Genomic DNA, 11,515 nt, shown 5'->3' with positions numbered 1-11,515 from the left:
TTACAGCCACCGTCCACCGGCCAGGCGGGAGTTGGCTGATCGCGGAATTCCGCACCCGAGGGGGCACAGCGCGGTGAGCACGATCTCAGCGACCGGATTCTGCCGCGTCACGGTCGTAGCACCGGACAGCAGGATCGACGTGGCGCTGCCGGACGACCTGCCGGTCGCCGATCTGCGTCCGGACATCCTGCGTCTGTCGGGCCAGGTCCAGAGCGAGGAGGAGCCGACCGGCTTCCACCTCGTCCGCCGGGACGGCAGTGTCCTCGACCCCGCCCTGTCGCTGTCCGCGCAGCGCGTCCTGGATGGCGAACTCATCGCGCTGCGGGCCTTCGCCGAGTCCCTGCCGCCCGCCGTCCACGACGACGTGGCCGACGCCATCGCCACCGCCGTCGTGCGCGACCGGCGCCGCTGGGACGACGAGCTGATGCGGATCGTCGGCCTGACCGGCGGCGCGGTGCTGCTGGTGATGATGGGCTTCGTGCTGTGGTGGGCGGAGCCGGTCAGGCACGACATGCACTCGATGCCCGGCGTCCTCGCCGGAGTGCTCGGCACCCTCCTGGTCGCCTTCGCGGCCGTACGCGCCCGGATATACCGCGACCGCGCCGCCGCGGTCGCCCTGGGCCTGGCCGCGCTGCCGCACCTGCTGATAGCCGGTTCCGGCATCGTCGACCCCGACCAGGGACACGGCCCGGGCCGGCTGCAGTTCATGGTCGGCTGCGCGACCGTCCTGCTGGCCTCGGCGATCCTGGTCGCCGTCCTGCCCACCGGGGACGCGCCCTTCGTGGCGTCCGCCTTCCTGGCCGCCGCGGGCACCCTGGCCACCTACGGCGCCATCGCCACCGACAGCCCGCCGCGCGCCGTCGCCTCGGTCGCCGCCGTCGCCGCCGTGGCGCTGGTCGGCTTCCTGCCCGGCTGGTCGGCGCGCTTCGCCCGGCTGCCGATCGGCTTCGGCTCGCCCGAGCCGTCCGCCGAGGTCATGGAGCGCTACGGCGACCGGCGCGAGCCCGAGCAGGCCATCGACTACGAGGCGGTCGCCGCACAGGCCCGCCGCGGCCACGAACTGCTGCTCGGCCTGGTCGGCGGCTGCTCGGCCACCGTCGTGGGCGCCGCCGCCGTCATGAGCTTCTCCGACTCCGCGGCCGCCCAGGTGCTGGCCCTGACCGCCGGGGTGGCGGCGCTGCTGCGCGCCCGGCTCTTCCGCTACACCAGCCAGGTCGCCAGCCTGGTGGTGGCCGGCGTCCTCGCGGTGGCCCTGCTGATCCTCGGGCTCGCCCTGAACCCCGACACCGCGCTGCTGACGGACCTGGCCAGGGGCGACCACGGGCCGCTCGACCTGCACACGCTGTGGCTGTCCGCGGCGATCGCGGCCGGCGCGGTCCTGCTGGTCGCGATCGGCCTGATCGTGCCCCGCAAGGGCGTGTCCCCGTTCTGGGGCCGCAGCCTGGACCTCGCCGAGGGCGCCGTCCTGCTGTCGCTGGTCCCGCTGTGCCTGGCGGTGCTCAAGGTCTACGGTTCGGTGCGCGGCCTGAGCAGTGACTGACCCGCGCGCGAGCACCCGGCCGCGGCACCGCGTCCGGGCGGACCGGGCGCCCGGCCCGCCGGTAATCGGCCCGGCCGCCGGCTGGTACTCTGGGTGACGGTCACCTGTGTGTTCACGCCCGGTGACCGTACGCCGTGCGAGTCACCTGAGATTTCCCCGCGATGCAGACCGGGGACGCTTGCCGGCCGATGACCCCATGAGGAGTCCGTATGTCGCTCGACGTCGAGACGAAGAAGCAGATCATCGCCGAGTTCGGCACCAAGGAGGGCGACACCGGCTCCCCCGAGGTCCAGGTCGCGCTCCTGTCGCGCCGGATCTCGGACCTGACCGAGCACCTCAAGACCCACAAGCACGACCACCACTCGCGTCGTGGTCTGCTGATCCTGGTCGGCCAGCGCCGCCGTCTGCTGCAGTACCTGGCCAAGAAGGACATCACGCGCTTCCGTGAGCTCCGCGAGCGCCTCGGCATCCGTGCCGGCGCGGCGGGCGTTCGCTAGGACGCGTGGAGGGGAGCGGTGCCCGCACGACGGGGCCGCTCCCTTTGCCGTATGCACCGGATCGCCACCGGCAGCGACGTGTGAGCACCCGGTTGCCGAGCGCGCACATGACGTGCGCGACACATGCGTCGTCTGGTGCAATGGTGCTGTTGACAACGTATGAGGAGGAGCGTCCTCCTATTCGCCGCAGACGCCGGTCCTCGGTAGTGGCCCCCGGGTGGTTCCACCCCCGGAGGCTTCGATCGAAGACCGGCCCCCGGCAGGACGCCCCTCCACCGATGGCCCACGGGGACACGCCCCGCGGGCAAGGACGAGGAGAATCCCCATAGTGGAGAACGAGACCCACTACGCCGAAGCCGTGATCGACAACGGCACTTTCGGCACCCGCACCATCCGCTTCGAGACGGGCCGGCTGGCCCGCCAGGCCGCCGGCTCCGCCGTGGCCTACCTGGACGACGACACCATGGTGCTGTCGGCCACCAGCGCCTCCAAGCAGCCCAAGGAGCACTTCGACTTCTTCCCCCTCACGGTGGACGTCGAGGAGCGCATGTACGCGGCCGGCCGGATCCCCGGCTCCTTCTTCCGCCGCGAGGGCCGCCCCTCCGAGGACGCCATCCTCACCTGCCGGCTGATCGACCGCCCGCTGCGCCCGTCCTTCGTCAAGGGCCTGCGCAACGAGATCCAGGTCGTCTGCACGATCATGGCGCTCAACCCCGACCACCTCTACGACGTGGTCGCCATCAACGCCGCCTCCTGCTCCACGCAGCTGGCGGGCCTGCCCTTCTCCGGCCCGATCGGCGGCGTCCGCGTCGCGCTGATCCGCGGCCAGTGGGTGGCCTTCCCGACGCACACCGAGCTCGAAGAGGCCGTCTTCGACATGGTCGTCGCGGGCCGCGCCCTGGAGGACGGCGACGTCGCGATCATGATGGTCGAGGCCGAGGCCACCGCGAAGACCATCCAGCTGGTCGAGGGCGGTGCCGAGGCGCCGACCGAGGAGGTCGTCGCCGCGGGCCTCGACGCCGCCAAGCCGTTCATCAAGGTGCTGTGCAAGGCGCAGTCCGAGCTGGCCGTCAAGGCTGCCAAGCCCACCGGCGAGTTCCCGATCTTCCTGGACTACCAGGAGGACGTCTTCGCGGCCCTGGAGTCCGCCGTCACCGGCGAGCTGGCCAAGGCGCTGACCATCGCGGGCAAGCAGGCCCGCGAGGCCGAGCTGGACCGGGTCAAGGGCCTGGCCGCCGAGCAGCTGCTGCCGCAGTTCGAGGGCCGCGAGAAGGAGATCTCCGCGGCCTACCGCTCGCTGACCAAGAAGCTGGTCCGCCAGCGCGTCATCCGCGACAAGGTGCGCATCGACGGCCGCGGCGTCACCGACATCCGTACGCTGGCCGCCGAGGTCGAGGCGATCCCGCGGGTGCACGGCTCGGCCCTCTTCGAGCGCGGCGAGACGCAGATCCTCGGTGTCACCACGCTGAACATGCTCCGGATGGAGCAGCAGCTCGACACCCTGGCGCCGGAGACCCGCAAGCGCTACATGCACAACTACAACTTCCCGCCGTATTCGGTCGGTGAGACCGGCCGGGTGGGCTCGCCCAAGCGCCGCGAGATCGGCCACGGCGCCCTCGCCGAGCGCGCCCTGATCCCGGTCCTGCCGACCCGCGAGGAATTCCCCTACGCGATCCGCCAGGTCTCCGAGGCGCTGGGCTCCAACGGCTCCACCTCGATGGGCTCGGTCTGCGCCTCGACCATGTCGCTGCTGAACGCCGGTGTGCCGCTCAAGGCCCCGGTCGCCGGTATCGCCATGGGCCTGATCTCGCAGGAGATCGAGGGCGAGACGCACTATGTCGCGCTGACCGACATCCTCGGCGCCGAGGACGCGTTCGGCGACATGGACTTCAAGGTCGCCGGCACGAAGAAGTTCGTGACCGCGCTGCAGCTGGACACCAAGCTGGACGGCATTCCCGCGTCCGTGCTCGCCGCGGCACTCAAGCAGGCCCGCGACGCCCGGCTGCACATCCTCGACGTGATGATGGAGGCCATCGACTCCCCGGACGAGATGTCGCCGAACGCGCCGCGGATCATCAGCATCAAGATCCCGGTGGACAAGATCGGCGAGGTCATCGGCCCCAAGGGCAAGATGATCAACCAGATCCAGGAGGACACCGGCGCCGACATCTCCATCGAGGACGACGGCACGGTCCTGATCGGCGCCACCGAGGGTTCGCAGGCCGAGGCGGCGCGTGCGGTGATCAACCAGATCGCCAACCCGACCATGCCCGAGGTCGGCGAGCGCTACCTGGGCACGGTCGTGAAGACCACCACCTTCGGCGCGTTCGTGTCGCTGATGCCCGGCAAGGACGGTCTGCTGCACATCTCGCAGATCCGCAAGCTCGCCGGCGGAAAGCGCGTCGAGAACGTCGAGGACGTGCTCGGCGTCGGCGCCAAGGTGCAGGTCGAGATCGCCGAGATCGACCAGCGCGGCAAGCTGTCGCTCATCCCCGTCATCGAGGGCGAGGACGGCGGCGACGCCGAGGACGCGAAGGACGAGTCGGCCAAGTGACGACTCGCTCCACCGCCGCGACGGCCCGCCCCTCCACCAAGGGGCGGGCCGTCCGCACGCGGACCCTGCTGCCCGGAACCGACGGCATCGGCACCGTTCGGCGCAGCGTGCTGCCCGGCGGCCTGCGGGTCGTCACCGAGACGCTGCCGACCGTACGCTCGGCCACCTTCGGCATCTGGGCGGCCGTCGGCTCCCGCGACGAGACCCCGGTGCTCAACGGCGCCACCCACTACCTGGAGCACCTGCTCTTCAAGGGCACGCAGCGGCGCAGCGCGCTCGACATCTCCGCCTCGATCGACGCGGTCGGCGGCGAGATGAACGCGTTCACCGCCAAGGAGTACACCTGCTACTACGCCCGGGTGCTCGACACCGACCTGCCGCTGGCCATCGACGTGGTCTGCGACATGCTCACCGGGTCGCTGATCCGCCAGGAGGACATCGACGCCGAGCGCGGCGTCGTCCTGGAAGAGATCGCGATGACCGAGGACGACCCGGGCGACCAGGTGCACGACCTGTTCAGCACCGCCATGCTCGGCGACACCCCGCTCGGCCGCCCGGTCCTGGGCACCGTCGAGACCGTCAACGCCCTCACCCGCGACCAGGTCGCCCGCTTCTACCGCAAGCACTACGACCCCACCCGCCTGGTGGTCGCCGCCGCGGGCAACATCGACCACGCGAGCGTCGTACGCCAGGTCCGCCGCGCCTTCGACAAGGCCGGCGCGCTGCGCGACCCCGACGCCCGGCCCCGGCCGCCCCGCGACGGCGCCCGGACGCTGAGCACCGCGGGCCGGGTCGAGGTGCTCGACCGGCGCACCGAGCAGGCCCATGTCGTCCTCGGCATGCCGGGCCTGTCCCGCACCGACGAGCGGCGCTGGGCACTGGGCGTGCTCAACACCGCGCTCGGCGGCGGCATGAGCTCCCGGCTGTTCCAGGAGGTCCGCGAGAAGCGCGGCCTGGCCTATTCGGTCTACTCCTACACCTCCTCCTTCGCCGACTGCGGCCTCTTCGGGGTCTACGCCGGCTGCCAGCCCGCCCGGGTGCCGGACGTGCTCAAGATCTGCCGGGACGAGCTGAACGCGGTCGCCGAGCAGGGCCTGACCGACGAGGAGCTGCGCCGCGCCATCGGCCAGCTGTCCGGGTCGACCGTCCTGGGCCTGGAGGACACCGGCGCGCTGATGAACCGGATCGGCAAGAGCGAGCTGTGCTGGGGCGACCAGCTCTCGGTCGACGACCTGCTGGCGAAGATCGCCGCCGTGACCCCCGACGAGGTACGGGCGGTCGCCCGCGACGTCCTCGGGCAGCGCCCCTCACTGGCCGTCATCGGCCCGCTCAAGCAGAAGCAGACCGCCCGCCTGCACGAAGCCGTCTCCTAGCCACGGCCGCGCCGGACCGACCCCGTACGCACCTGCGCACCCCAAGCACGACGCAAAGGACCCCGAAACGATGAGCAAGCTCCGTGTGGCCGTCATCGGCGCCCAGGGCCGGATCGGCTCGGCGGCGGCCGGCGCCGTCGAGGCCGCGGACGACCTCGACCTGGTCGCCGCGATCGACCGCGACGACCCGCTGGACACGCTGACCGCGGCCGGCGCCCAGGTCGCGGTGGAACTGACCCACCCCGACGCGGTCATGGCCAATCTGGAATTCTGCGTCGGGCACGGCATCCACGCCGTGGTCGGCACCACCGGGTGGACCGAGGAACGCCTCGCCCTGCTGCGCGGCTGGCTGGCCGATACACCCGGCACCGGTGTGCTCGTCGCCCCGAATTTCTCCATCGGCGCCGTCCTGACCATGCGGTTCGCCCGGCAGGCGGCCCGATGGTTCGAATCGGCCGAGGTCATCGAGCTGCACCACAACAACAAGGCGGACGCCCCCAGCGGCACCGCCACCCGCACCGCCCAGCTGATCGCCGCCGCCAGGACCGAGGCCGGCCTCGCGCCGCAGCACGACCCGACCACCCACGGCCTGGACGGCGCCCGCGGCGCGGACGTCGAGGGCGTGCCCGTGCACTCGGTACGGCTGCGCGGTCTGCTCGCCCACCAGGAGGTGCTGTTCGGCGGCACCGGCGAGACGCTGACCATCCGGCACGACTCGCTGCACCACAGCAGCTTCATGCCCGGCATCCTGCTCGCCGCCCGCACCGTCCCCGGTGTCCCCGGCCTGACCTACGGCCTGGAACACTTCCTCGACGGGACAGAACCCGGCCACCCTGAGGACTGACCGCATGCGCTCCAAAATGAGCTACGCCGCCTCCGCGCTGGCGCTGCTGTTCTACTTCGTCCTGGTCGGCGACCGCGGAGTGCTGCTGATCGCCGACGGCCGCCCGGTCACCGTCGCCTTCGGCATCGCGGTGCTGGTGCTGCCGCTGATCGGCGCCTGGTTCCTGTGGCACACCACGCAGTTCGCCCGGCACGCGGGACGGCTCGGCCGGGAGCTGGAGGCCGAGGGCGGGCTGCCGGTCGACGAGCTGGTCCGCACCCCCAGCGGCCGGATCGACCGGGACTCGGCGGACGCGGTCTTCGCCAAGCGGCAGGCCGAGACGGAGGCGGCGCCCGACGACTGGCGCAACTGGTTCCGGCTGGCCGTCGCCTACTTCGACGCCCGCGACACACCGAGGGCGCGCAAGGCCATGCAGCGCGCCATCGCCCTGCACGACGGCAGGCCGCAGCAGTAGCCGCCGGGGGCGGTCAGCGCAGTTCCGCGGCCCAGCCCTCGATGGCGTCGGCGGCCATGTCGAACGCCTCGACGCGGCCGAGGAAGTCCGCGTTGTGGTCGGTGAGCTGCGGGCGCAGCGGCTCGCCGCCCTTCCGGGTGATGACCAGTGCCTGCCCCTGGACGCTGCGCGGCAGCCCCAGCACCCGCACCGGCTGCTGCGCGGTGCGCACCGAGGCGACCTTGCGCCACGGCACGGTCACCGTGCCGAAGAAGCCCGTCTGCCGCAGCCCCTTGCCGCTCACCCACACGCCGACCCGCAGCAGCCGCAGCGTGGCCCCTATCACCAGCGCCGCGACCAGCAGGCACACCGCAGCGCCCTGCGTGTCGCCCGCGGCGGCCATGATCAGTGCGGCGAACAGCAGATACGACGCCAGCATCAGCGCCAGCGCGGCGGTGGCGACCCGCCACGGCCCCGGGCGGTAGGGCCGCATCCAGCGGTCCTCGTCCAGATGGGGGAGCGGCCGGTCGGCGGCGGGGTCGTCGGTCGTGGCGATCGCGGAGCGGTAGGGCAGGGACACGCGGAGAATCCTCTTCCGGTTCCGGCGGGGGAAGGGCGGAGCGCACCGCGCTCCGGTCCGGTGAGGCTAGCCGCCCCGACGGCACCTCGGCTACTTCGGGTCGGCCGATCGGCTGCGGCGCGCTGTCGCAGCCAGCGCCTAGGGTGGTCGTCGCAATGCCGTCCATCAGGAAGGACACTCCGGTGCCGACCGACCTCCCCCCCGGGACCCCCGCAAGCCCGCCGGCCGCTGTCGAGTTCCGGGACGACGTGACCGTCGACCTGGTCAAGCACAGCGCGTCGGACTCCGACGTCCTGTGGGCGGCCCGGGTCTCCACCGCGGGCGAGCAGTCGCTGGAGGAGCTGACCAAGGACCCGGAGCGCTCCAGGGGCCTGATCAACTACCTGATGCGGGACCGCCACGGCAGCCCCTTCGAGCACAACTCGATGACGTTCTTCATCAGCGCCCCGATCTTCGTCTTCCGCGAGTTCATGCGCCACCGCGTCGGCTGGTCCTACAACGAGGAGTCCGGCCGCTACCGCGAGCTCCAGCCGGTCTTCTACGTGCCGGGGCAGGACCGCAAGCTGGTGCAGCAGGGCCGTCCCGGGAAGTACGAGTTCGTGCACGGGACACCCGAACAGCACAAGCAGACCGTCGCGGCGATGGAGGAGTCCTACACGCAGTCCTACGCCGCGTATCAGGCGATGCTCGCCGACGGTGTGGCCCGCGAGGTGGCCAGGGCCACCCTTCCGGTCGGTCTGTTCTCCTCGATGTACGCGACCTGCAACGCCCGCTCGCTGATGCACTTCCTCGGCCTGCGCACCCAGCACGAGCTGGCCGCGGTGCCGTCCTTCCCGCAGCGGGAGATCGAGATGGTCGGCGAGCGGATGGAAGCGGCCTGGGCGGAACTGATGCCGCTCACCCATGCGGCGTTCAACGGGAACGGGCGTGTCGCCCCGTAGCGGAGGCGGCCCGTCCACCCCCCGCAGGCAAATGTCCGAAGTGTTCGGATTGCAGGCATTCGTGAGGTTCATCTAGGCTGCAGAAACGGACTCCGGCGGTGCCTGAACCCCCGAGCAGGCACCGCCGGAGTCCTTTGCGCAGGTCCCACGGCTGCGTGCCCCCGTACACACCGAGTAGCGTGGGACCCATGGCTCCGACCTCCACCCCCAAGGCCCCCTTCGGGCGGGTACTGACCGCAATGGTCACGCCGTTCACCACGGACGGCGCACTCGACCTCGCCGGCGCCCAGCAGCTCGCCGCCCACCTCGTGGACGAGGGCAACGACGGACTCGTCGTGAACGGCACCACCGGGGAGTCGCCCACCACGAGCGACACGGAGAAAGACCAGCTCGTACGGGCCGTGGTCGAGGCCGTCGGCGACCGCGCCTTCGTCATCGCCGGTGTCGGCACCAACGACACCCGGCACAGCACGGAACTCGCCCGCCAGGCGGAGCGCGCCGGAGCCCACGGCCTGCTCACGGTCACGCCGTACTACAGCAAGCCCCCGCAGGAGGGCCTGTACCGGCACTTCACCGCCATCGCCGACGCCACAGAGCTACCCGTCATGCTCTACGACATCCCGGGCCGCAGCGGAGTCCCGCTGGACACCGAGACCATCGTCCGGCTGGCGGAACACCCCAGGATCGTCGCCAACAAGGACGCCAAGGGCGACCTCGGCGCCGCCGGCTGGGCACTCGCCCGCAGCGGCCTGGCCTGGTACTCCGGTGACGACATGCTCAACCTCCCGCTGCTGGCCATCGGCGCCAGCGGCTTCGTCTCGGTCGTCGGCCACCTCGTCACCCCCGAGCTGCGCGCCATGCTGGACGCGTACACCGGCGGCGACGTCGCCAAGGCGGCCGAAATCCACCAGCGGCTGCTCCCGGTCTACACCGGCATGTTCCGCGCCCAGGGCGTCATCACCACCAAGACCGCCCTCGCGCTGCGCGGACTGCCCGCGGGCCCGCTCCGGCTCCCGCTCGTCGAGCTGGACCCGGAGGCCACCGAACGCCTCAGGAAGGATCTCGCCGACGGCGGGGTACACCTCTGACAACGGACTTCACAACTGAATACGCACCACCTGTACGCGGACGCACCGCCCGAATGACGGTGCTCCACCGGAAAAGTCACACAGTTCCGCACGCCACGGCCCAGGAAGGCCTCTCCGGCGTGCGTGTTAGGGAGACACTTTTGAGCCATCCGCACCCCGAACTCGGCCCCCCGCGGACTCTCGTCGAAGGCGGCCTGCGCATCACACCGCTCGGCGGCCTCGGTGAGATCGGCCGCAACATGACGGTCTTCGAATTCGGCGGCAAGCTGCTGATCGTCGACTGCGGCGTCCTCTTCCCGGAGGAGGAGCAGCCGGGCGTCGACCTGATCCTGCCCGACTTCAGCTCCATCCGGGACCGCCTCGACGATGTCGTCGGCGTCATCCTCACCCACGGCCACGAGGACCACATCGGCGCCGTCCCCTTCCTGCTCAGGGAAAAGGACGACATTCCGCTGATCGGCTCCAAGCTCACCCTCGCCCTGATCGAGGCCAAGCTCCAGGAGCACCGCATCCGGCCGTACGCGCTGGAGGTCAAGGAGGGCGACCGCGAACGCATCGGCCCCTTCGACTGCGAGTTCATCGCCGTCAACCACTCCATCCCGGACGCCCTCGCGGTCGCCATCCGCACCCCGGCCGGCATGGTCGTCGTCACCGGCGACTTCAAGATGGACCAGCTCCCGCTGGACGGCCGGCTCACCGACCTGCCGACCTTCGCGCGGCTCGGCGAGGAGGGCATCGACCTGCTGCTCGCCGACTCCACCAACGCCGAGGTCCCCGGCTTCGTACCGCCGGAGCGCGACATCTCCCAGGTGCTGCGGCAGACCTTCGCCAGGGCCGACAAGCGCATCATCGTGGCCAGCTTCGCCAGCCATGTGCACCGCATCCAGCAGGTGCTCGACGCCGCCCACGAGCGCGGCCGCAAGGTCGCCTTCGTCGGCCGCTCGATGGTCAGGAACATGGGCATCGCCCGCGACCTCGGCTACCTCAAGGTCCCCGGCGGGCTCGTCGTGGACGTCAAGGTGCTGGACGACCTGCCGGACGAGAAGGTCGTGCTGGTCTGCACCGGCTCCCAGGGCGAGCCGATGGCCGCGCTGTCCCGGATGGCCAACCGCGACCACCAGATCCGCATCGTCGAGGGCGACACCGTCATCCTCGCGTCCTCCCTCATCCCGGGCAACGAGAACGCGGTCTACCGCGTGATCAACGGCCTCACCCGGTGGGGCGCCAACGTCGTCCACAAGGGCAACGCCAAGGTGCACGTCTCGGGCCACGCCTCGGCCGGCGAGCTGTTGTACTTCTACAACATCTGCAAGCCGCGCAACCTGATGCCGATCCACGGTGAATGGCGCCACCTGCGCGCCAACGCCGAGCTGGGCCAGCTCACCGGCATCCCCAAGGCGCGCACGGTCATCGCCGAGGACGGCGTCGCCGTCGACCTCGTCAACGGCGTGGCCAAAATCGCCGGCAAGGTGCAGGCGGGCTATGTGTACGTCGACGGCCTGTCGGTCGGCGACATCACCGAGTCCTCGCTCAAGGACCGGCGCATTCTCGGCGAGGAAGGCATCGTCTCGGTCTTCGTCGTCGTCGACAGCAGTACGGGCAAAATCGTCGGCGGCCCGAACATCCACGCGCGGGGCTCCGGTATCGAGGACGAGGCCTTCGCCG

Annotated in this window: 10 protein-coding genes (1 of these 10 cut by a window edge); 9 read left to right on the top strand and 1 reads right to left on the bottom strand. The window is 71.1% G+C overall.

The annotated features are described in order from the left end of the window. The first annotated feature begins 73 nt into the window (after positions 1 to 73). The 6 genes from eccD (at position 74) to OHA86_RS09395 (ending at position 7,262) form a co-directional block, all read left to right on the top strand. Positions 74 to 1,540 carry a type VII secretion integral membrane protein EccD gene (gene eccD, locus OHA86_RS09420; RefSeq protein WP_329174084.1) on the top strand — a complete coding sequence of 489 codons (1,467 nt, stop codon included), beginning with the start codon at positions 74 to 76 and terminating at the stop codon, positions 1,538 to 1,540. A 209-nt stretch (positions 1,541 to 1,749) separates the two neighbouring features. After that, positions 1,750 to 2,037 carry a 30S ribosomal protein S15 gene (rpsO, locus tag OHA86_RS09415; protein ID WP_033173003.1) on the top strand — a complete coding sequence of 96 codons (288 nt, stop codon included), beginning with the start codon at positions 1,750 to 1,752 and terminating at the stop codon, positions 2,035 to 2,037. A 328-nt stretch (positions 2,038 to 2,365) separates the two neighbouring features. After that, complete coding sequence (locus OHA86_RS09410; RefSeq protein ID WP_329174082.1) at positions 2,366 to 4,591, top strand: polyribonucleotide nucleotidyltransferase; 2,226 nt, start codon at positions 2,366 to 2,368, stop codon at positions 4,589 to 4,591. Further along, positions 4,588 to 5,964, top strand: a complete 1,377-nt coding sequence (locus OHA86_RS09405) for a M16 family metallopeptidase (RefSeq protein WP_329174080.1) — start codon at positions 4,588 to 4,590, stop codon at positions 5,962 to 5,964. Before OHA86_RS09410 ends, OHA86_RS09405 begins: the two co-directional genes overlap by 4 nt. Before the next feature lie 70 nt (positions 5,965 to 6,034). Further along, positions 6,035 to 6,808: a 4-hydroxy-tetrahydrodipicolinate reductase gene (dapB, locus tag OHA86_RS09400; protein WP_329174079.1), complete on the top strand. Its 774-nt coding sequence runs from the start codon at positions 6,035 to 6,037 to the stop codon at positions 6,806 to 6,808. Between the two features lie 4 nt (positions 6,809 to 6,812). Continuing rightward, positions 6,813 to 7,262 (top strand): hypothetical protein, encoded by a 450-nt coding sequence (locus OHA86_RS09395; protein WP_329174078.1) that lies wholly within the window; start codon positions 6,813 to 6,815, stop codon positions 7,260 to 7,262. A 13-nt stretch (positions 7,263 to 7,275) separates the two neighbouring features. Here the strand turns inward: OHA86_RS09395 and OHA86_RS09390 are convergent, their stop codons facing one another. After that, positions 7,276 to 7,821 (bottom strand): hypothetical protein, encoded by a 546-nt coding sequence (locus OHA86_RS09390; protein WP_329174077.1) that lies wholly within the window; start codon positions 7,819 to 7,821, stop codon positions 7,276 to 7,278. 155 nt (positions 7,822 to 7,976) lie between these two features. Here OHA86_RS09390 and thyX point away from each other — a divergent pair, with 155 nt between their 5' ends. The 3 genes from thyX to OHA86_RS09375 form a co-directional block, all read left to right on the top strand. Further along, positions 7,977 to 8,762, top strand: coding sequence for an FAD-dependent thymidylate synthase (gene thyX / locus OHA86_RS09385; protein WP_443071679.1), 786 nt, complete (start codon positions 7,977 to 7,979; stop codon positions 8,760 to 8,762). A gap of 188 nt (positions 8,763 to 8,950) precedes the next feature. Further along, positions 8,951 to 9,850: a 4-hydroxy-tetrahydrodipicolinate synthase gene (gene dapA, locus OHA86_RS09380; RefSeq protein ID WP_329174073.1), complete on the top strand. Its 900-nt coding sequence runs from the start codon at positions 8,951 to 8,953 to the stop codon at positions 9,848 to 9,850. Positions 9,851 to 9,990: 140 nt separating this feature from the next. Continuing rightward, a protein-coding gene (locus OHA86_RS09375) for a ribonuclease J (protein WP_329174071.1) crosses the window boundary here: on the top strand, positions 9,991 to 11,515 show its 5' portion. It continues 161 nt past the right edge of the window; only the first 1,525 of its 1,686 coding nucleotides appear in the window; it begins with the start codon at positions 9,991 to 9,993; the stop codon falls past the right edge of the window.

This window comes from Streptomyces sp. NBC_01477 (genome assembly GCF_036227245.1).
Taxonomy (GTDB): Bacteria; Actinomycetota; Actinomycetes; order Streptomycetales; family Streptomycetaceae; genus Actinacidiphila.
Note: the sequence above shows the minus strand (reverse complement) of the source record. Positions and strands in the feature narration are given on the sequence as shown.

What these genes read in the sequence shown, in the direction of transcription:
- dapA (WP_329174073.1), top strand. Translation starts at nt 8,951, where the DNA reads ATGGCTCCGACCTCCACCCCCAAGGCCCCCTTCGGGCGGGTACTGACC.
- rpsO (WP_033173003.1), top strand. Translation starts at nt 1,750, where the DNA reads ATGTCGCTCGACGTCGAGACGAAGAAGCAGATCATCGCCGAGTTCGGC.
- dapB (WP_329174079.1), top strand. Translation starts at nt 6,035, where the DNA reads ATGAGCAAGCTCCGTGTGGCCGTCATCGGCGCCCAGGGCCGGATCGGC.
- thyX (WP_443071679.1), top strand. Translation starts at nt 7,977, where the DNA reads ATGCCGTCCATCAGGAAGGACACTCCGGTGCCGACCGACCTCCCCCCC.
- OHA86_RS09395 (WP_329174078.1), top strand. Translation starts at nt 6,813, where the DNA reads ATGCGCTCCAAAATGAGCTACGCCGCCTCCGCGCTGGCGCTGCTGTTC.